The organism is Amycolatopsis thermoflava N1165, assembly GCF_000473265.1.
Classification (GTDB): Bacteria; Actinomycetota; Actinomycetes; order Mycobacteriales; family Pseudonocardiaceae; genus Amycolatopsis_E; species Amycolatopsis_E thermoflava.
Window position 1 is genome coordinate 3,159,500 of the sequence record NZ_KI421511.1, and the last position, 19,945, is coordinate 3,179,444.

At 73.0% G+C, this 19,945-nt stretch carries 21 protein-coding genes; 5 read left to right on the top strand and 16 right to left on the bottom strand.

Annotated elements, in window-relative coordinates; genetic code table 11:
* Window positions 1–2 precede the first annotated feature (2 nt).
* The 14 genes from AMYTH_RS0115810 to AMYTH_RS0115880 all read right to left on the bottom strand — a co-directional run bounded on the left by AMYTH_RS0115810 (window position 3) and on the right by AMYTH_RS0115880 (window position 14,019).
* Complete coding sequence (locus tag AMYTH_RS0115810; protein WP_027931147.1) at window positions 3–437, bottom strand: hypothetical protein; 435 nt, start codon at window positions 435–437, stop codon at window positions 3–5.
* Window positions 438–445: 8 nt separating this feature from the next.
* The gene (locus AMYTH_RS0115815; protein ID WP_027931148.1) at window positions 446–1,435 is read right to left on the bottom strand and encodes a PDR/VanB family oxidoreductase; all 990 of its coding nucleotides are present in this window, start codon (window positions 1,433–1,435) and stop codon (window positions 446–448) included.
* The gene (locus AMYTH_RS0115820) at window positions 1,432–2,334 is read right to left on the bottom strand and encodes a metal-dependent hydrolase (RefSeq protein WP_027931149.1); all 903 of its coding nucleotides are present in this window, start codon (window positions 2,332–2,334) and stop codon (window positions 1,432–1,434) included. Before AMYTH_RS0115820 ends, AMYTH_RS0115815 begins: the two co-directional genes overlap by 4 nt.
* The gene (locus tag AMYTH_RS0115825; protein WP_027931150.1) at window positions 2,334–3,788 is read right to left on the bottom strand and encodes a flavin-containing monooxygenase; all 1,455 of its coding nucleotides are present in this window, start codon (window positions 3,786–3,788) and stop codon (window positions 2,334–2,336) included. The genes AMYTH_RS0115820 and AMYTH_RS0115825 overlap by 1 nt, the downstream gene beginning before the upstream one ends.
* A 446-nt stretch (window positions 3,789–4,234) precedes the next feature.
* Window positions 4,235–4,870, bottom strand: a complete 636-nt coding sequence (locus tag AMYTH_RS0115830) for a TetR/AcrR family transcriptional regulator (protein WP_027931151.1) — start codon at window positions 4,868–4,870, stop codon at window positions 4,235–4,237.
* Window positions 4,871–5,089: 219 nt separating this feature from the next.
* Complete coding sequence (locus AMYTH_RS44980) at window positions 5,090–5,953, bottom strand: SMP-30/gluconolactonase/LRE family protein (protein WP_051363067.1); 864 nt, start codon at window positions 5,951–5,953, stop codon at window positions 5,090–5,092.
* Window positions 5,953–7,098, bottom strand: a complete 1,146-nt coding sequence (dgoD, locus tag AMYTH_RS0115845) for a galactonate dehydratase (RefSeq protein WP_027931152.1) — start codon at window positions 7,096–7,098, stop codon at window positions 5,953–5,955. The genes AMYTH_RS44980 and dgoD overlap by 1 nt, the downstream gene beginning before the upstream one ends.
* Window positions 7,095–7,796 carry a FadR/GntR family transcriptional regulator gene (locus AMYTH_RS0115850; protein ID WP_027931153.1) on the bottom strand — a complete coding sequence of 234 codons (702 nt, stop codon included), beginning with the start codon at window positions 7,794–7,796 and terminating at the stop codon, window positions 7,095–7,097. The genes dgoD and AMYTH_RS0115850 overlap by 4 nt, the downstream gene beginning before the upstream one ends.
* 13 nt (window positions 7,797–7,809) lie before the next feature.
* The gene (locus AMYTH_RS0115855; RefSeq protein WP_027931154.1) at window positions 7,810–8,550 is read right to left on the bottom strand and encodes an SDR family NAD(P)-dependent oxidoreductase; all 741 of its coding nucleotides are present in this window, start codon (window positions 8,548–8,550) and stop codon (window positions 7,810–7,812) included.
* Window positions 8,550–9,443 (bottom strand): DUF4380 domain-containing protein, encoded by an 894-nt coding sequence (locus tag AMYTH_RS0115860; protein ID WP_027931155.1) that lies wholly within the window; start codon window positions 9,441–9,443, stop codon window positions 8,550–8,552. Before AMYTH_RS0115860 ends, AMYTH_RS0115855 begins: the two co-directional genes overlap by 1 nt.
* Window positions 9,440–10,468, bottom strand: coding sequence for a zinc-dependent alcohol dehydrogenase family protein (locus AMYTH_RS0115865; RefSeq protein ID WP_027931156.1), 1,029 nt, complete (start codon window positions 10,466–10,468; stop codon window positions 9,440–9,442). Before AMYTH_RS0115865 ends, AMYTH_RS0115860 begins: the two co-directional genes overlap by 4 nt.
* Window positions 10,468–11,472: an ABC transporter permease gene (locus tag AMYTH_RS0115870; protein WP_027931157.1), complete on the bottom strand. Its 1,005-nt coding sequence runs from the start codon at window positions 11,470–11,472 to the stop codon at window positions 10,468–10,470. The genes AMYTH_RS0115865 and AMYTH_RS0115870 overlap by 1 nt, the downstream gene beginning before the upstream one ends.
* A 16-nt stretch (window positions 11,473–11,488) precedes the next feature.
* On the bottom strand, window positions 11,489–12,991 hold the full coding sequence (locus tag AMYTH_RS0115875) for a sugar ABC transporter ATP-binding protein (RefSeq protein WP_027931158.1): 1,503 nt from the start codon (window positions 12,989–12,991) through the stop codon (window positions 11,489–11,491).
* A 35-nt stretch (window positions 12,992–13,026) separates the two neighbouring features.
* The gene (locus AMYTH_RS0115880; RefSeq protein WP_027931159.1) at window positions 13,027–14,019 is read right to left on the bottom strand and encodes a substrate-binding domain-containing protein; all 993 of its coding nucleotides are present in this window, start codon (window positions 14,017–14,019) and stop codon (window positions 13,027–13,029) included.
* Between the two features lie 196 nt (window positions 14,020–14,215).
* Between AMYTH_RS0115880 and AMYTH_RS47065 the strand changes: the two genes are divergently transcribed.
* The 4 genes from AMYTH_RS47065 (at window position 14,216) to AMYTH_RS0115900 (ending at window position 17,117) form a co-directional block, all read left to right on the top strand.
* Window positions 14,216–15,187 (top strand): helix-turn-helix transcriptional regulator, encoded by a 972-nt coding sequence (locus tag AMYTH_RS47065; protein WP_228685286.1) that lies wholly within the window; start codon window positions 14,216–14,218, stop codon window positions 15,185–15,187.
* 95 nt (window positions 15,188–15,282) lie between these two features.
* On the top strand, window positions 15,283–15,609 hold the full coding sequence (locus tag AMYTH_RS0115890; RefSeq protein ID WP_027931161.1) for a hypothetical protein: 327 nt from the start codon (window positions 15,283–15,285) through the stop codon (window positions 15,607–15,609).
* 5 nt (window positions 15,610–15,614) lie between these two features.
* Complete coding sequence (locus AMYTH_RS0115895; protein ID WP_027931162.1) at window positions 15,615–16,619, top strand: hypothetical protein; 1,005 nt, start codon at window positions 15,615–15,617, stop codon at window positions 16,617–16,619.
* Window positions 16,620–16,793: 174 nt separating this feature from the next.
* Window positions 16,794–17,117 (top strand): hypothetical protein, encoded by a 324-nt coding sequence (locus AMYTH_RS0115900; RefSeq protein WP_027931163.1) that lies wholly within the window; start codon window positions 16,794–16,796, stop codon window positions 17,115–17,117.
* 48 nt (window positions 17,118–17,165) lie between these two features.
* Here the strand turns inward: AMYTH_RS0115900 and AMYTH_RS0115905 are convergent, their stop codons facing one another.
* Entirely contained in the window at window positions 17,166–17,750 is a 585-nt protein-coding gene (locus AMYTH_RS0115905) for a TetR/AcrR family transcriptional regulator (RefSeq protein WP_027931164.1), read from the bottom strand.
* A gap of 89 nt (window positions 17,751–17,839) precedes the next feature.
* Here AMYTH_RS0115905 and AMYTH_RS0115910 point away from each other — a divergent pair, with 89 nt between their 5' ends.
* Window positions 17,840–19,042: a cytochrome P450 gene (locus AMYTH_RS0115910; RefSeq protein WP_027931165.1), complete on the top strand. Its 1,203-nt coding sequence runs from the start codon at window positions 17,840–17,842 to the stop codon at window positions 19,040–19,042.
* Window positions 19,043–19,141: 99 nt separating this feature from the next.
* Here AMYTH_RS0115910 and AMYTH_RS0115915 read toward each other — a convergent pair whose 3' ends face one another.
* Complete coding sequence (locus AMYTH_RS0115915; protein WP_027931166.1) at window positions 19,142–19,936, bottom strand: alpha/beta fold hydrolase; 795 nt, start codon at window positions 19,934–19,936, stop codon at window positions 19,142–19,144.
* Between the last annotated feature and the right edge of the window lie 9 nt (window positions 19,937–19,945).

Below are 19,945 nucleotides of genomic sequence, written 5' to 3' on the forward strand. Positions count from 1 at the left end.
GGTCACCGCCGCCCGTGCCGGAGCGCGATCAGCACCCGCACCAGCGACGGGTACCGCGGCACGGTGGTCGCGCGGGTGTAGGCGGACTCCCGCAGCCCGTCCGCGCAATGCACCCGCCCGAAGCCGGACGCCCACGTGCCGCCCAGCGGCAGCGCGACGAAGGCCGACACGGCGCCGGACCGGACGCGCCGCGCGGTCGCCTCGCCGTCGCGGAGGGAGAAGACCGTCGCGCCGCGCCCGCACCGGCTGCGCTTGGTGTGCTCGACCGCTTCCCCCAGGTCGGCGACCGAGGTCAGGGTGGACCCGCCCGCGGCCAGCGCGGCCGCGATCGAGCCGAGCGGCGTGCGGACCTGGTAGTTCCACGGTCCGATCACGCCCCGCGCCGCCTGTGCAGCGGCCGTGACGCCGATGGTCACGTCGTGGTCGACGACAGTCATGACCCTCCTCAGAGATCGAGAACGAGACGGCCGGTGGCCCGGGAGACGCAGACGAGCATCGCGTCGCCGCGTTCGGACGGGGTGAGCAGGCGGTCGCGGTGCTCCACCTCGCCGTCGAGCACGCGGACCTTGCACGTGCCGCAGAACCCCTGACGGCACGAGTACGGCACGTCCAGCACCCGCCCGATCGCGCTGAGAGCGCTTTCTTCCGCGCCCACCTCGACGATTTTCCCGCTGCGCCGCAGGTGGACCTCGAACGGCCGCCCGCCCTCCACGACCGGCGGGCTGAAGCGTTCGGTGTGCAGGGACGCCGTGGGGTTGAGTTCGCGCAGGATCCGCTGTGCCGGGGCCGTCAACGGCGGCGGACCACACAGGTAGACCGCGGCGCCCGGCTCGGCGAGGGACAGGATCTCCCGCAGGTCGGGCGGGCCGCACTCGTCGTCGGGGCGGACCTCGGCGCCGTCCAGTTCGGACAGGAACGGCATGGTCGCCCGCGATCGTCCCAAGTAGACCAGTCGCCCGGGGAGGGCACGGGCCATCGGCAGGATCGGCGTGATGCCGATGCCCGCGGCGACGAACAGGTACGACGGAGCGTTGCCCACCAGGGAAAACGCATTGCGCGGCCCGCGTACCCGGAGCCGGTCACCTTCCCGCAGCGCGTGTATCTCCCGCGAGCCGGCACCGAGACGCCGCACCGCGATGCGGTAGGTCGATTCGGCGGGATCTCCGCACAACGAATACGCGCGCTGGAGTCCCGACGGCAGGAACACGTCCAGGTGCGCGCCCGGCTGCCAAGCCGGCAGGTCGTCGCCCGCCAGCGTCAGGCTGACGACGTCCTCGGCCTCCTGCCGCACCCGCCGGACCACGACGTCGAGGTCGTAACCGGTGCGGCGCACCGGATTCGGCCGCGACAGCAGCGGCGCGACCGGCCCGGCGGCGAACACCCGCCGGTACGCGCCGCTGGCCGCCGCGGCCAGGCGCATGCCCGCGGTGGTCATGCGGCGTTGGCGGCCGGCGACTGGGCCAGGTAGCGGACGGCCTCGTCCATGCTGCCCATCTGCGACGGGTGGAAGCCGGGCCGCAGGTACTTCGGGATCTCGGTGAGGAAGATCGACAGCTTGGGCGTCACGCCGCGGCGGGTGGCGCTGATCAGTTCGCGCCACCACCGCCCGCCCTTGTCCTGGGTGGGATCGGCGTTGTAGAGGTAGCGGCCGGTGCCGACGAACAGCACGGCGAGGGTGAAACTGGCGATCAGCGCGGTGCGCACGCGGCGGGCGTAGCCGCCGTCGACGTGCATGAACGCGTCGAAGGCGACGTTGCGGTGCTCGACCTCCTCGGCGCCGTGCCAGCGAATCAGGTCCAGCATGACCGGGTGCATGCCGGCGCGCTCCAGGTGGTCGGCGCCGAGCAGCCACTCCCCCACCACCGCCGTGTAGTGCTCCATCGCGGCGAACAGGCCGAGCCGCTCGCACAGCCACGCGCGCTTGGCCTTGCCGGACAGGCCGTGGTCACCGAGGACCCGGTCGACGAGCCAGTCCATCTTGCGGGCGACCGGTTCGACGGGCAGGCCGAGTTTGGCGAGGTGGCCCCGGGCTCCTTCGTGGGACGAGGCGTGCACGGCTTCCTGCCCGACGAAACCGGTGACCTCCTCGCGCAGCCGCGGGTCGTCGATCAGCGGCAGCGCCTCGGCCAGCGCCGCCGACATGGCCCGTTCGCCCTCGGGGAGCACCAGGTGCATCACGTTGATCAGGTGCGTCGCCATGGGCTCGCCGGGGATGTAGTGCAGCGGCACGTCGTCCCAGGAGAAGTGCACGTCGCGCGCGGCGATCGCGTAGGCCTCACCGGTGTAGCGGCGGGCACCGCGGGGGTCGATGCGGGGTTTGCCGACGCGGAACATCACGCCGTCCTCTCCAGGTGGTAGTCGGCGAGGTCGACCCGCCGGGTGGTGGCGCGGAAGGTGCGGTTGAAGCCGGGGAAGAAGGTGAAGTTGCGGCCCGCGGAGTCGAGGTAGTAGCTGCGGCAGCCACCGGTGTTCCACACGGAGTTGCGCAGGCCGTGGTCGACGCGCCGCACGTAGTCCTGTTGCGCCGTCGCTTTCACCTCCAGTGTGGACAGTCCTCTTCGGTCCATCTGGCGCAGGCAGTCGAGGATGTAGGCGACCTGGGCCTCGATCGTGACGACCTGGGAGGTGTAGACGACCGAGTTCGGCCCGAGCAGCAGGAAGAAGTTGGGGAAGCCGGCGACGGTGGTGCCCAGGTAGGCGCGCGGGCTGCCGTTCCAGACCTCGGCCAGGGTGCGGCCGTCCCGGCCGCGCAGCCGGGTGAAGCCGGGGTGGTCGGTCATCCGGAAGCCGGTGCCGAAGACGATCGTGTCGGCCGGGTGCTCGGCGCCGTCGCCGGTGACGATGCCGTGTTCGGTCACCTCCTTGATCGGCTCCGTGACGACGTCGGTGTTGGCCTGGGCCAGCGCCGGGTAGTAGGCGTTGGAGAAGGTGGGGCGCTTGCAGCCGAACGCGTAGGACGGGGTGAGCTTGGCGCGCAGCCGCGGGTCGCGGACCTGGCGGCGCAGGTGCGCGCGGGCGACGGCCTCCATGCCCTTGAGCAGCAGCGGCTGGTGCACCAGGCCCGGCACGAGGGCTTCCTGCACCAGGTCGAACCCGGTGCGGGCGAGGCTCAGTGCGCCGGGGACCTGGCTGAGGAGGCGGCGCGGCAGGCCGGTCACCGGGCGGTCCGGGTGCGGCATGATCCAGGTCGGGGTGCGCTGGAAGACGGTGAGGCGCGCGACCTGCGGCTGCAGCTTCGGGATGATCTGCACCGCGGAGGCGCCGGTGCCGACGACCGCGACGCGGCGGCCGTGGAGGTTCTGGCCGTGGTCCCAAGTGGACGTATGGAAGGTGGCGCCCCGGAAGCGGTTCAGGCCCGGCAGGTCCGGCACCGCGGGTTCGCTGAAGGGGCCGATCGCGCCGACGAGCACCTGCGCTTCCCAATCGCCCCGGTTGGTGGTGAGGTGCCAGGCGCCGTCCCGCCAGCTCGCTTCGCGGACCTCGTGGCACAGGCGCAGGTGGGGCGTGATGCCGAAGTCTTCGGCGCAGCGGCGCAGGTAGTCGCGGATCTCCGGCTGGTAGGGGTAGAGGCGGCTCCAGCGCGGGTTCGGCGCGAACGAGAACGAGTACAGGATGGACGGGATGTCGCACTGCGCGCCCGGGTAGGTGTTGGCGTGCCAGGTGCCGCCGACGTCGGCCGCCCGTTCGAGGACGACGAAGTCGTCGATGCCCGCGCGCTGGAGACCGATCGCGGTGCCCAGCCCCCCGAACCCGGCGCCGATGATCGCCACCCGGACCCGCTCACCCATGGAAGCCTCCTCGCTGCCTGGTACTCCGCCGACGGTAAAAGAGACATCGAGTGATGTCAACATCGGGTGATGTCAGTTTTGGAAGGGGGTTGGGGCAGGTCAGGCGGGAATGCGCCCGTGGGGTGGCACGCGTCAGGTCGAATGCGCCCGTGGGTGGGGCAGGTCAGGCGAGTGCGCCTATGGGGATGGGGCCGGTCGGGCGTAATGGCACACGCGACGGGGCAGGACAAGCGGAACCGCCCCCGGGGTGGCACGCGCCAGGCCGAAAACGCCCGCGGGGTAGGACAAGCCGGGCGCAATGCGGCCACGGAGTGGGACGAGTCGGGCGAGTGCCCCTATGGGGATGGGGCCGGTCGGGCGTAATGGCACACGCGACGGGGCAGGACAAGCGGAACCGCCCCCGGGGTGGCACGCGCCAGGCCGAAAACGCCCGTGAGTGGGGCAGGTCAGGCGGACTGCGCCCGCGCCAGGTGCTCGATCACCTGGACCGTGTGGGCGACGAACCGGTCCCGCGAAACGTCCAGCCGCCCGGCGAGCCAGCCCTGGAACAGGTAGGCCAGCGCGCCGAAAACCGCCTGGGCGTTGAGGTCGACGTCGCGGTCGTCGGCGTTCTCGCCGGCCAGTGCGGGGCTGCGCAGGGCCTGGGCGATGGTGGCGGTGAACTCGCCGACCAGCTCGCCGCCCCGGGTGGACAGCTCCGGCGCGGCCAGCGACTCGACGAAGAGGATGCGCCCGCGGCGCGGGTCGCCGGTGACGAAGGCGGTGAACTCGGCGACGGCATGGCGGACCATGGCGGCGGTGTCGTCCGGCGCCTCCGCGAGGGCCGCGAGCAGCACCTCACGCGCCTGCCCGGCAACGTCCTCCAGCACGGCGACCAGCAGGTCCTCGCGCCGGGCGAAGCTCTCGTAGAAGTAACGCTCGGTCAGCTTGGCGGCGCGGCAGACCCCGCGCATGGTCACCGCGGCGGCGCCGTCGGTGCCCATGATGTCGAAGGCCGCCGAGACGAGCCGCTCCCGCCGGCGGGCCTGCCGCTCGTCGGCGTCGACACCCCGCCAGGGACGACCCGCGGATCCGGCAACCATGCGGCCATCCTGTCACGCGCGCCCGCGCGGCCGGGGCAGCCCACGCCCGGCTCCCCCCAGCGGCGGCGCACACGGCCCAACAGGCGGCGACTCCCGCGGCTCGCCGCCGCAGGTCCAGCACTGCCCGGCCGCACCCGCCGACGGCGCCGGACGTGCCGGCTCGTCGGGAGAGGCGGGCGGCGGGGTGGGGTGGTTCGCCCCGCCACCGCACCCACTCAGTCATCCGGCGAGCGGACGCCCTCCGGCGTGATGGCCTTGCCCAGCCGAACCGTGGGCAAGCTGGGCCTGACACGCGGGCGCAGCGGCCACCGGGCACGGGGTCGCCAGCACCGCGCCGTCCAATGGGCCAGGCTCCGCCAGCCCGTGCGTCGCCGACGTGACGATCAGCCGGCCACCCGTCAGGCAGACACTCGTCGGCTGGCGGGCAGGCACCGGGAGCACCCGGTCGACCGACCCGTCCGGCGCGAACCGCACCACGTGGGACGCTCCCCAGATCGCCGACCACACGTAGCCCTCCGCGTCGACCGTCATCCCGTCCGGGCTGCCCTCCTCGACGCGCGCGAACAGCTCACCAGGGCCGAGCTCCCCCGCCTCGGACACCTCGTATCGGTGGATCACCCCAGCCGCGCTGTCGGCCAGGTACATCGTGTCGCCGGAGAACGCCGGGCCGTTCGGCACGGTCAGACCCTCGAGCACCGTGTGCACCGAACCGTCCGGATCGACCCGGAACAACCGGCCCGCCCCCGGCCGCGCGTCCCACGCCATCGCGCCCGCCCAGAAGCGTCCCGACGAGTCCGCCACGCCGTCGTTCATCCGCATCGACGGATCCACCGGCCGGGCCAGCCACCGCACCCCGCCGTCCAGCACCGCTATCCCCCGCCCGGCCGCGGCGATCCACCCACCCCCGGCCAGCGGCGCCACCGCACCAAGCGGCTCGTCCAGGGACACCAGCACCTCGCCGGTGTCCACGGACAGCAACCGTCCACTGAGGATGTCCGTCATCACCAGGCCACCGGCCACCGAACGCAGACCTTCACCGAGCGCGAACCGCTCGGCCGACAACACCGTCCACTCCGGACTCATCACCACTCCGCGAACGATCCGTCGGGGTGCCGCCACACCGGCGGCCGCCACCGGTGACCCACGGCATCGGCCTTGCGCACCGCGTCCTCGTCGATCTCGACCCCCAGCCCGGGCGCATCCCACCGCCGGATCGCGCCGTCGTGGAACGCGAACGGCCGCACGTCGGCCACGTAGTCCAGCGGCTCGGCCCCGGCGTTGTAGTGGATGCCGATGCTCTGCTCCTGGATCAGGAAGTTCGGCGTGGCGAACGCGACCTGCAGGCTCGCCGCCAGCGACAGCGGCCCGAGCGGGCAGTGCGGGGCGACCAGCGCGTCGAAGGTCTCCGCCAGCGAGGCGATCCGCCGCACCTCGGAGATCCCGCCCGCGTGCGACAGATCCGGCTGCACCACCGCGACACCCGCCTGCAGCACCGGCAGGAACTCCGACCGCGAGTACAACCGCTCCCCGCAGGCCACCGGCACCGCGCTCGCCGACACCACGTCGCCGAGCCGGTGCGCGTACTCCGGCAGCACCGGCTCCTCGACGAACAGCGGGTGCAATGGCGCCAGCTCCGGAATCACGCGCCGCGCCGCCGCGACCCCGAACCGCCCGTGGAAGTCCACCGCTACGTCCCGGGAATCGCCGAGCACCTCCCGCACCGCCGCCAGCCGCGAGACCACCTCGTCGACCTCGGCCCGGTTCGGCATCCGCCCGATCCGCCCAGAGGCGTTCATCTTCACCGCGGTCAGCCCGGCCTCGGCCTGCGCCGCGGCGGCCTCGGCGACCGCGGACGGCTCGTCGCCACCGATCCAGCCGTAGACCCGCACCTCGTCCCGCACCGCGCCGCCCAGCAGCTGGTGCACCGGCACCCCGAGCGACTTGCCGAGGATGTCCCACAGCGCCTGGTCGATCCCGGCCACCGCGCTCGACAACACCGGCCCGCCGCGGTAGAACGCGGCCTTGGTCATCACCTGCCACAGGTCCTCGACGCGGCGCGGGTCGCGGCCCAGCAGCAGGTCGGACAGCTCGTCGACGGCCGCCCGCACGGTTTCCGCGCGCCCCTCCACGACGGGCTCGCCCCAGCCGACGAGACCGTCGTCGGTGGCCACGCGGCAGAACAGCCAGCGTGGCGGCACCAGGAACGTCTCCACCGAAACGATCTTCACGCGTCCTTCTCCCCGATGATCCCGGCGACGTCGGAGGACGCCTTGTCCAGCAGCGCGCTCACCGCGGCCGCGGCCTCCTCCGGCGCGCCCCGGCGCACGGCGTCCACGACGACCGCGTGGCTGGGCGCCGGGTCGTCGTCGTGCGCCTCGTGCACGAGCGCGTCGCGCAACCGCAGCGCGGGCTCGATGAACACGTCCATCCGGGACAGCATTTCGTTGTGCGTGGCCCGCAGCAGCGCGCGGTGCCAGCGCAGGTCCGCGGCGACCTGGGCGGCCGGGCCGACCGCGGTGCGCATGTCCGCCAGCGCCGCGTCCAGCTCGGCGAGGTCGTCCTCGTCGCGCCGCAGCGCCGCCATCGACGCCGCCGCCGGCTCGACCACGGCCCGCACCTCCGCCAGGTCGCGCAGCACGGCCGCGGTGTCGCCGGCTTCGCTGCGCCACCGGATCACGTCGCTGTCCAGCAGGTTCCAGTGCACACGCGCCCGCACCGACGTCCCCCGCTTCTGGCGCGCCTCGACCAGTCCCTTGGCCGCCAGCACCTTCAGCGCTTCACGCAGCACGGTCATGCTGACGTCGAGGTCGCGCCCCAGCTCGGCGAGGTCGATCACGGCGCCTTCGGCGATCTCCCCGGCGACGATGCGCGCGCCGAGCGTGGCCACGGTCTGCCCGTGCACGCCCCGGCCGCTGTAGGCGGTCATCCCCCGTACCTCCTCACGAAGACCTCTTGTAGACGCTCCAGCCGCCGTCGACGGTCAGCGCCGCGCCGGTGACGAACGAGGCGTCGTCACCGGCCAGGAACGCTATCGCCGCCGCGACCTCCGCCGGAGTGCCCAACCTTTTCACGGCGGTTTCCTCGGCACTGCGCCGCCGGTCGTCCTCGCCGATGCCGTCCCACGCCGCGGTCAGGACCGGTCCGGGCAGCACGCAGTTGACCCGCAGCACCGTGCCGTACTCGACGGCGAGCTGCCGCGCGAGCCCGGTCAGCGCGGCCTTGGTCGCCGCGTACGCGGGCCGCCCGGGCAGGCCGACCAGCGCGTGCACCGACGAGGTCAGCACCACCGCGCCGCGGGCGTCCCGCGACAGGTCGTCCAGGCAGGCGCGGAACCCGAGGAACGTGCCGGTGAGGTTGACCGACAGCTGCCGCTCCCAGGACGCCAGCGTGGTTTCGTGCGCCGGCCGCACGTCGACCGTGTAGGCGTTGCTGACCAGCACGTCGACCGGGCCCAGCTCTTCCCGGCAGCGCGCGACGGCGTCCGCCCAGTCCGCCTCGGAGCTGACGTCGCAGGTCAACGCGAGTGCCCGGCCGCCGGCGTCGGTGATCCGCCGGGCGACGTCCGTGGCGTCGGCGACGTCGAGCAGCGCCACCGCCGCGCCGTCGGCGGCGAGCCGGACCGCGGTCGCCGCCCCGATTCCCTGCGCGGCGCCCGTGACCACCGCGACGTTTCCCCGCATCACTCCCCCTCGATCGTGCAGTCGATCGTCAACGTCGTCGCCTCGCCGGGCGCGAGCGTGGTCAGCGGGCCGAGCACCTCGCACTCGACGATCCGCGCCGGCGGGTCCAGGTCGCCGAGCGCGGCCAGCGGGCGCGGCTGCGGGCACTCCAGCCACACCTCGGCGCGCGACCCCCGGTCCGGGTACTCGGCGTCCTCGTCCACCGCGAACGTCTGCGTCCAGGTCAGGCCGTCCGCGGCGTGCGTGATCCGCCCGGTGGCGGCCGGGAAGCCGAGCTTGCCGACCACGTCCTGGGCGGGCACCCGCACCCCGCCCGGCACCTCGTGCCACTCCGGGAAAGCGGTTCCCGCGAGCAGTTCGGTGACCTCGGCGGGGCCGTCCACGCGCACCTCGCCCGGCCCCAGCTGCGTCACGTTCCACAGCGCCCACCGCACCGTGCGCGCGCTGGTGTTGCGCGCGGTGAGCGTCATCCGGTAGCCGCTGCCGCCGCCCAGCTCGAAGCGCCGGGTCAGCCGCAGGCCGGTGCGCGGGTCGTCGCCGCTGGTCAGGGTGACCACGGCGGTGCCCGCGGTCTGCTCGGCCGTCACCTCGTAGCGCCCGGAGTCGAGCACCGGGTCGGGCGGCCCGGCCCACTGGTCCGCCCGCTCCCAGCCCTGCGGCGCAGGCCAGGTCTTGTCGCCGCCGTAGTTCACCCAGTCGCCGAGGTTGCCCCCGTGCGGCCGGTGCTCATGGCGCAGCTCCAGCCGGTCGGTGAGCAGCTTGTCGTTGCGCCACAGCACTTCGCGTCCGTCTCGAGTGGACAGGGACAGCAGCCGCCCGCCGAGCGCGGGCAGCAGGCCGAGGCGCACCAGACCGTTGTCCAGCCAGAGCACCTCGCCGTCGCGGTCGATCACGGCAGCAGGACCACCTTGCCCGCGCTGGCGCCCGCGGCCAGCGCGTAGGCCTTGTCGGCTTCACCGAGCGGGAACCGGTCGCTGACGACCCGTTCCGGCCGCAGCCCCCAGCGCGCGAGGTTGACGGCCAGCTCGCTCATCGCGGGCACCGACGTGACCCAGGAGGCGTAGAGCGTCAACTGCTTGTGCAGCAACGCGTCCGACACCTCGGTCTCCAGCGTGCCGCCCTCGCCGACGAGCGACACCCGGCCCCACTCCGCCGCACCGGCGATCGCGGTGGCGCGGCCGGCGCGCGAACCCGAGCAGTCGATCGTGGTGGCGAAGACCGGCTCGACCTCCGCGTCCGGGGTCACCACCTCGTCGAACACGTCCAGTCCGGCGGCCCACTCCCGCCGCCGCGGGGACGGCTCCACGCCGACGATCCGGCGCGCGCCCATGCCCTTGCCGATCATGCCGGCCGCGAGCCCGACCGGGCCGAGCCCGACGACGAGCAGGTCGCCGTCGCCGTTGACGCGGATGCGCCGCAGGCCCTCGTAGGCGGTGCCGAAGCCACAGGCGATCAGCGCACCGTCCACGTAGGACAGCTCGTCGGGCAGCGGCACGCACGTCGACTCCTCGGCCAGCACGTAGTGGGCGTGCCCGCCGTCGCGCTGCCACCCGTAGGCCTGGCGTTGCGCGCCGGTGCAGCTGATCAGGTAGCCGCGGCGGCAGTTGTCGCACACCCCGCACCCGGCGATGTGGTAGACGATCACCCGGTCGTCCACGCCGAACCGGCGGCAGCCGGGACCCGCGGCGACGATCCGGCCGGACGGCTCGTGACCGGCGACGACGCCGCGGTAGGCGGGGCCGTCGACGCCGCGGTGGCCCTTGTGCTCGTGGTAGATGTAGCCGATGTCGGACCCGCAGATCCCGGACGCGCCGACCTCGACCAGCACCTGGCCGTGGCCCGGCTCCGGCACCGGCAGGTCGCGCAGCACCGCGGTGGAGTTCCCGGGCAGGTAGACGCCCCTCATCTGCTCGCTCATCAGCTCTCCCTCGTCGCGCGCGCCCGCTTGGTGATGATCACGTTCACCAGCACGGCCACCACGATGATCACGCCCCGCACCACGTTCTGCAGGAACGAGTCCACTCCGAGCAGCACCAGCCCGTTGCCGATGACGGTGATGAACACGACGCCCAGCAGCGTGCCGAGCATCGATCCGCGCCCGCCTGCGAGCGCGGTGCCGCCGATGACGACCGCGGCGATGACGTCGAACTCCAGTCCGGAGGCCGCGCCGCCGTTGCCCGAGCCGAGCCGCGCGGCCAGCAGGATCCCGGTGATCGCCGACAGCAGGCCGGTGGTGGCGAACAGCAGGATGCGGATCTTCGCGAGGTTGATGCCCGCCATCCGCGCCGCGGGCGCGTTGCCGCCCACCGCGTAGACCGAGCGGCCGTAGGCGGTGTAGCGGGCGACGTAGGCGAAGACGAAGAACAGCACCACCATGATGATCGCCGGGGTCGGGATGCCCAGGACCGAGCCGCCGAGCACGGTCATCAGCCCGCTGTCGGGCAGCACGACCGGCAGCGCGTCGGTGAGGTAGAGACCGAGGCCACCGAGCGCGCTCCACACGCCGAGGGTGGCGATGAACGACGGCACGTCGAACCGGGCGCGCAGCCAGCCGGCCAGCGCGCCCCAGGCGAGACCGGCGACCAGGGTCAGCAGGATGCCGCCGGCGACGCCGAGGCCCCATTCCGCCGCGCCCTTGGCGACGAGCACCGAGGAGAACGCGACGGCCGGGCCGATGCTGATGTCGATCTCGCCCGCGATGATCACCAGGGTCACGCCCCACGCGGCGATGCCGACGGTCGCGGCGTCGCGGAGCATGCCGAGCTGGTTGTCCAGGCTGAGGAACCCGGCGGCGCTGCTGCCGAGCGCGATGTAGAGCACGACGATCGCGGCGATCAGGCCGATCTCGTTGAGCGAGCGCCCGCCGAACCGGCGGCCCGCCCGGCTGCGACGCTGCTCGGCCGGGGAGTCGATAACGGTCATGGTCTTCCCTTGTTTCTCAGGCCGCCATCGCGGCGGAGAGCACGGAATCGGTGGTCAGGCCCGCGCCGGTCAGCTCGCCGGCGACGCGCCCGGCGCGCAGCGCGAGCACCCGGTCGCACACCAGGGGCAGCTCCTCGAGCTCGCCGGAGACGAACACCACGGCGGCCCCGGTGTCGGCAACCTCCCGCACCAGGCGGTAGATCTCGGCCTTGGCCTGCACGTCCACGCCGCGGGTCGGCTCGTCGAGCAGCAGGATGCGGCTGCCTGCGTGCAGCCAGCGGCCGATGACGGCCTTCTGCTGGTTCCCGCCGCTGAGGTTGACGATCGGGGTCTCCGGCTCCGCCGTGGCGATGGACAGCCGCTCGATGAGCCGCCGCGCCGCCCGCCGGACGCGCGCCGGCCGGATCGCCGGCCCGGACTTCACGGTGCCGAACTCCGACATCACGAGGTTCTCGTCGACGCCGAGCAGCGGGACGACGCCCTCGTCCTTGCGGTCCTCCGGGGTCATGCCGACGCCGAGGCGCTTCATCACCGCCGGAGTGGGCCGGGTGACGTCCCGGCCGTCGACGGCGATGCTGCCCGCCGCGGCCGGGGTGAACCCGGCGATGGCGCGCAGCACCTCGGTGCGGCCGGAGCCGAGCAGCCCGCCGAGCCCGAGGATCTCGCCGGGATGCACGTCGAACGAGACGTCGAGGACCTTGGGCGGCACGGACAGGCCACGCACGGACAGCGCCGGCACGCCGGTGCGGTCGACCTCCCGCGCGGGCGGGCGTTGCGCGGCCGTCGCGGAGTCGCCGAGCATGAGCTGGACGATCCGGTCGGTGCCGGTGTCGGCGGTGTTCGCAGTGTCGACCGTGTCCACGACCCGGCCGTCGCGCATCACGGTCGCGCTGTGGGCGATGCGGCGGATCTCTTCGAGCCGGTGGCTCACGTAGAGCACGGCCACGCCCTCGTCGGCGATGCGGGTGACGGTGTCGAGCACGATGTCGACCTCGCCCGCGGCGAGCGCGCTGGTCGGCTCGTCGAGGATCAGCAGCCGGGGCTGTTCCCGCACCGCGCGGCAGATCTCCACGAGCTGCCGGTGTGCCAGCGAAAGCTCACCGACCGGCGCGGCCGGGTCGATGTCCAGCCCGAGCCTGCCGAACACCGCCCGCGCACCGGCGCGCATCGCCGCGTAGTCGACCGCTCCGCCGCGACGCGGCCAGCGGCCCAGGTAGAGATTCTCCGCGACGCTGAGCTCGGCGACCAGGCTGAGTTCCTGGTGGACGGTGCTGACGCCGAGTTCGGCCGCGCGGCGCACGCCGCCGTCGCCGAGCCGTTCGCCCGCGACGGTGACGGTGCCCGCGTCCGCCCGCTCCACCCCGGACAGCACGCGGATGAGCGTCGACTTGCCCGCGCCGTTGCGGCCGAGCAGGGCGCGGATCTCGCCCTCGCGGATGGTCATGGCGGCGTCGGTGAGCGCCTGCACGCCGGGGTAGTGCTTGGTGACGCCGTCGACCTCGATGACGTTGGCAGCCACGGCTTCTCCTTCGCTCTGCGGTCTGGTGTGGACGGTCACGGAACACCGTCCGGGTGCGCGCTCAGCCAGGCGCGGCCGTCTTCGGGCGAGGCGTAGAGGTCGATCGGCGCGGGCACGACCGTGTACTCGGTCAGCTCGCCGCGGCGCACCTGGTCGGCGGCGTTCGCGGCGAGCTTGCCGACCGCGATGCCGGAGATGTCGACGACTCCCTTGAGGACGGTGTTCCCGGCCAGCGCCTGCGCCGCTTCGGTCGACATGTCGCTGCCGAACACGACGGTCTGGCCGACCTTGCCGCGGGCCTGCACGGCGCGGACCGCGCCCATGGTGGCGCCGCCCGCCTCGCCGTAGAAGGCGTCCACGTCCGGGTGCGCGGTGAGGATCCGCTCGGCCACATCGACCGCGTCGTCGATCGTCGCGCCCTCCTGGTTCGCCACGATCGCCGCGGCCGGGAGCTTGGCCTTGAGCGCCTGCTCGAAGCCCAGCCTGCGCTGGACGCAGACCTCGACGAACTCGCAGTTGACGACGGCGATCTTCGGCGCGGTCTTGCCCGCGGCGACGAAGTGGTCGGCCGCCTGATCGCCGAGCAGGGCGCCGAAGCGCACCGGGTCGCCCAGCACGTACGCCGAGACGTACTTGCGGGCGCTCTCGTCGGCGATGCAGGTGTTGTAGCAGATGACCGGGATGCCGCTGGCGTGCGCGAGGCGGATGGCAGGCACCGACGCGGTCGCCGAGGCCGGGGACAGGATGAGCGCGTCCACCTTCGCGGCGCTCACCTGGTCGACGAACGTGCTCTCCTTCGACGCGTCGCCCTGCGCGTTGAGTTGCAGCAGCTGTGGCACGCGGCCGAGGGCCTCGGCCTCCTGCTGCATGCCGGCCCGCACGCCGGCGTAGTAGCCCTGCGCGTCCATGTAGACGACGCCGAACCGGCCGTTCTCGCCCACCTTGCCCGCGCAGGCGGTGACCAGGCCGAGCGCCGCCACGACGAGCAACGCCAGCCCGACGCGGCCGAGACGCCTCGTTGCGCCCATGTCTCTCCTTCGTTGACCCGGGTTCCGGCTTGTCGCGGACCCGCTCGCTTGCGGGACGAGTCTCGCTTGTCCGACGGCGCGCGTCAAGATTAATTATTAATTAATGCTCTCGCGGTCGGTGCCCACTGCGCGGACCGGACGGGCCTCCGGGTGATGATGTCCCCGTTTCCGGGCGTCAGGAGGAACCGTGGTGGCGATGGTGCTGGCTGGGTTGGTGTCGGAGGCGGCCGCGGAGGCGTACGAACGCCTGCACGCCGCGGGCGAGATCCCGGCCGGAGCCGGGGCCGGCCGGTTCGACCTCGACGACCCCGCCGGCCGGGAGCTCCTCGACGCCGGCCTCGTCACGATGGCAGGCACGGGCGACCACCGGTATGTGCGCGTGGTGCATCCGGTGATCGCGCTGCGCCGGTTGATCGACCGGCAGCACCGGCACCTGGCGGCGCTGCAGGCGGGCCTGGCGGAGTCGTGGGAGCGGTTCGCCGACCTGGTCGCGCCGACGACCGGCCTGTCGCAGGACGCGCTCGACGGCGAGGACGTCCAGGCGGTCCGCGATCCGGCCGAGATGGCCCGGCTGGCGGCCGGGCTCTACCGCTCCCCGCGCCGCCTTCTCCGCGCCACCTTCAACGCCCGGTCCGGCCACAACCCGACCACCGAGGGCCTGCTCCTGCCGCCGCCGGACGCCGTCGCCGCCGGGGTGGAGTTCCGGATGCTCTACGACACCGAGCACGCCTCGGACGAGTGGGGCTCGCACAGCATCGAGCAGTCCGTCCGCGCCGGTGAGCAGGCCCGCATCCGGCGGTCGGTGCCGGTGAAGATGATGCACGTCGACGACCACGTCGCGCTGGTCACCATCGACCGCACAGGCGCCGACGGCGCGCTGCTGATCCGCTCCCCCGCTCTGCTCGGGCTCCTCGCCGAGTGGTTCGACGCGCTCTGGCACGCGCCGGACACCACGGCCATCGGCGAGGCGGCCCCGGTCGAGCTCACCCCCGCCCGCCACAAGGTTCTGCACCTGCTGGCGGCCGGCCTCACCGACGAGGCGATCGCCCGCCAGACCGGCACGGCGGTGCGCACGGTCCGCCGCCACGTCGGCGCGATCCTGGAGGTCCTGCAGGTCGACAGCCGGTTCGCCGCCGGAGTGGCCGCCGTCCGCCGCGGGTGGTTGTGACCGCAACCGGACATTGTCCGGAATGGACCTGTACGGCTGTCCCGTCCACGCGGCACACTCGCCCGGTCGCGGGGAGCGTGGGAGGGGAGGCCGGGTTGAGCAACGGCTACGAGGTCGACCTGAGCAGCCTGGAGGCGGCGGGCAAGGCGCTCACCGAGGCGGGCGGCTGGGCGCAGGACGTCGCGGGACGGGTGCACAAGTGCCGGGCGAACGTCCAGTTCACCGACGGGTCCACGTTGGACGATCTGTTGCGCGGTGACACCGAGAACCTGCCGCTGCGCAAACTCGAAGGGGTGATCGCGCGGATGACCGACCTCGTCGAGCGCCGCCAGGTGCACGTCAAGGACGAACTGGAGTACGCGGGGCAGGCGATGCTGAAGATCAAGGCGCTGTACGCCCGCGCCGACGGTCAGGACGGCTGACCGGCTTGGGCGCGTACGAGGAGTACCGGGAGCAGCTGTTCGCCGAGTTCCTGCGACTGGCCGGGGTCATCGAGGACTGTGCGAAGATCCTGCTCCAGCAGTCGCCGCCACCGGTGATCGAAGGAGTGGGCACCCAGACCGAGGAATACGTCCGGAACCTGTCGATCGACGCGGCGAAGAAGAAGGACGTGGTCTGGGAGGCCTACTCCCTGCTCGGCGAACTGCACGGCTACCAGGGCGGCGCGGCCGGGGCCGCCGACGAGGCGCGCCGGGAACTGGCCGCGGCGAACGTGACCGTCGACGACGTGGACGAGAAGTTCACCACCGCGACCGGCAACCTCGCCGAGTGGACCGGGTCGGCCGCCCGCGCGGTGACGAGCAGGCTCAACGACCTGAAGGCGTTCGTCGGGAACCAGTCCGCCTACGCGGCGTACCTGGACAAGGTGCTCGAGCAGTACGCGCTGCTGGTGCGCACCGGTGAGGACAACGCCGAGAAGTTCGCGGCGAACATCACCAAGGCCCTCGCCGACGCGCAGAAGGACCGCACGACGGCGAAGGTCGAGTTCGCGCTGAACATGTTCTACGGCACCGCCGGGCTGATCTCCGCCGCCAAGTCCGGGGACGTGGTGAGCGGGGTCGAGAACGTGGCGAAGGTCGTCGGCGAGATCAAGCAGCTGACGAAGACCTGGGAGGAGACCGACCCGCAGCGCATCATGGCCCAGTTCCGGGCCGACGTGCGCGAGGCGCGGAACAACCTGGCCGAGGCGGGCGACCGGCTCGCCAACCACTTCACCGCGATGCTCGAGGACATGACCAAGGAGAACGGCAGGGTTTTCTTCAAGGACCCGAAACTCGGCCTGGACGTCACGAGCCCGAACTTCAAGCCGGCACAGTTCCGGCTCAAGGAGGCCGCGAACTGGGACGAGTTCGCGCGCGCCGTGGAGAAGCTGCCCAAGGACGCGCCGGCACCCGCCCGGGGCCCGATCGCGCAGCGGCTGGAGGCCGGATAGCCCGGCGCGGTGTGGTCGTCTTGGTTCCGGCGCCGGGGTAGCTGCTTCCTGCCGGCGACCGCCCCGGTGAGTGCTTCTCCCAGTTCCGCGTCGCCGTGCCGCCGCGCCGGCGAGCCGGTTCGTGGCCCTGATCGCGACTGATCGCGGACTGATCGGGGCATTACACTGCCGCGGGTGCGGGCGATCATCGGCGGTCTCGTTCTCGTGGCGGCGCTGTGCGCAGGCTTGGCGGTGTGGGCGGCGACCTCGGAGGTCTCGGCGGCCGGGATCACCTGCGGCACGGCGCTGCACGAACCCGACCAGGACCCGGGTGCCGCCGCGAAGGGGACGTACGACCAGTACTTCCCCGGTGCACGTCCGGCGCTGAGCACGGTGTGCGACAGCGGCCGGACAGTGCGGCAGTTGACAGCGGTCGCGGGCGCAGCGGGCGCCCTCCTGTTCGGCGGCGCGGCGCTGGCGACGGGCATCCGCACGCGGGGACCACGTAGCCAGCGTTAGACGGCGACAGTCGCACCGCGGCGGCTCCGGAGTCCGATGGCGGGTGGATCAGCGCCCCACCGAACCCGCCGCCACCAGGTGCGGCCAGATCTCCGCCGCGAGGCCCTCCGGCTTGCCGGGGCAGCCGCGGCGTAGCCAGTCCATCACGGTCCCCAGCAGGGCGCCCGCCAGCAGCGCCGCCGCCGGGTCGTGCGGGATTTCCGCCGGGTCGTCGGCGTGGGTGGGGGCTCCGGTGCCGGTCAGGTGCACGTGGATGGCGATCGCGAGGCGGTGGTGCAGGTGGTTGATCACCCGGGCACTGCCGGCGAGCAACGCGCCGTACAGCCGCGCGTGCTCCGCCACGTGCACGAAGATCCTGGCCAGCGCGTCGATCGGCGCGGGGTCCTCGTTCGGCAGCAGCACGTGCGCGGCGGCGACCAGCTCGTCGAACATGTCCGTGCACGCGGCCGCCGCGAGGTCGTGCACGTCGGTGTAGTGCTCGTAGAACGTGGAGCGGTTGACGTCCGCCCGCTTGGTCAGGTCGGAGACCGAGATCTGACCCAGGTCGCGCTCGGCGATCAGCTCCAGCAGCGCGGCCTCCAGCGCGGACCGTGACCGGCGGCTACGGCGATCGGGTACTTGCGGGGCGGACACCGGATCAGTCTAATGGTCTCCGACAGGTGTTGGAAAAACACCACATGTCGGAATGATTCGGGCGAAGTTCACCCGTCGAGGAGTCGCTGATGACCACCGCGGAACCCCGGAGCTACCCGTTCAGCCTGCCGGAGCGGCTGGACGTGGAGCCGATGTTCGCGAACCTGCGCGCGAACGAGCCGCTCACCCGGGTCCGGCTGCCGTACGGCGAACCGGGCTGGCTGGCCACCCGCTACGAGGACGTGAAGGTCGTGCTCGGCGACCCGCGGTTCAGCCGCGCCGCGAGCCTCCAGCACGACGAACCCCGCATGCGGCCGCAGCCTTCGCAGCCCGGCGGCATCCTCAGCATGGACCCGCCGGACCACAGCCGCCTGCGCCGGCTGGTCACGAAGGCCTTCACAGTGCGGCGGATCGAGCAGTTGCGGCCGCGGGTGCGCGAGATCGCGGACGGGCTGGTCGACGCGATGCTCGACCAGGGGCCGCCCGCCGACCTGGTCGAGGCGTTCGCGCTGCCGGTGCCGGTGACCGTGATCTGCGAGCTGCTCGGCGTGCCCTACGAGGACCGCGTGGACTTCCGCCACTGGTCCGACGCGTTCCTGTCCACCACGAAGTTCACCCCCGAGGAGGTGGTGGACTGCACCGGCAGGATGCGCGCCTACCTGGAGGGCCTGATCGCCCAGCGCCGCGCCGAGCCGCGGGACGACCTCCTCAGCGGCCTGGTCGCCGCGCGGGACAACGAGGACCGGCTGTCCGAAGAGGAACTGGTGATGCTCGCGATGGCGTTGCTGGTCGCCGGGCACGAGACCACCGCGTCGCAGATCCCCAACTTCGTCTACACGCTGCTGACGCACCCCGGCCAGCTGGCCGTGCTGCGCGCCGACCTGAGCCTGGTGCCGAAGGCGGTCGAGGAGCTGATGCGGTTCGTGCCGCTGGGGCTCGGCGCCGGCATCGCCCGGTACGCGACGGAGGACATCGAGCTGGGCGGGGTGCTGGTGCGCGCGGGCGAGGCCGTGCTGCCCGCGCTGGCGTCGGCGAACCGGGACGAACGGGTCTTCGCCGACCCCGACGAACTCGACCTGCGCCGCCAGGACACCTCGCACATCGGCTTCGGCCACGGCGTGCACCACTGCCTGGGCGCGCCCCTGGCCCGCATGGAACTGCAGGTCGCGCTCGACACGCTGCTCCGCAGGCTGCCCGGCCTGCGCTTCGCCGACGGCGAGGCCGGAATCGACTGGAAGGAGGGGCTGTCCACGCGCGGCCCCGAGCGGATGATGCTGACCTGGGACCACTGACCGGGGCGCCCACCCAGGTGTCGGGACGCCAACTCCGCTCCGGGCGCCCGGCAGGCCGAGCGGCCCGCCTCGGCGCTGGCGGGCAGGGGCCGTGGCTTCTCAGCCGGCGAGCTGCCCGGTGAACCAGCTCGTCAGCACCTCGTCGACCGCCTTCGCTGTCGGCAGCTGAGGCGCGGGCTCCAGCCCCGGTTCCTCCGCCAGCGGGTGCGCCAGCTCCGGCACGTCGACCAGCTCCGCGTCCGCCAGCCGGGCGACCAGCGCGGCGGCGTCCGCACGCAGGTCCGGGTGGTCCCGCTCGCCGCTCACCAGCAGCAGCGGCACCGGAGCCAGCTCCCCGGCGCGCGCGACATAGTCGAACGAGTCCGCCACCCGGTGGGCCTCCTCCGTCCACCGGTACGGGCGTCCGGCGAGGCCCTCGGTCAGCGGGACCACCGACCGCAACCGCACGGCGGGGTTCACCAGCGCCGCCGAGCGAATCGGAACCTGTTGCGCCGCAAGCACTTCGAGCGCCACCGCCCCACCGAGCGAGGCTCCGAGCACACTGACCGGGCCATCGTCGACCGGCAGTTGCTCGCGAAGTTCCTTCAGGGCGGCCGGGAGTTCCCCGGCCGCCTGGCGGACGAACGGCGCCAGAAACGCCAGCAGAACGTCCCGCCGGGCGAGCTCGACCGCCGCGTCCAGGCGGCCGTCCACCATCCGCGCGCCGCACATCGGCATGGCCAGGTGGACCCGCCACGCCGGCACCCCGAGCATCGGCAACGCGGCCGCGAACGCCGCGTCCGTTCGCGGCGCGTCCAGCATGTGCCAGGTCACGATCAACGGCGCCTGACCACCCCCGGCCGGCGGCAACGCCGTGTACGGGACACCAGCGGCCGTGCCGCTCAAGGTTTCCATGTCCGTCCA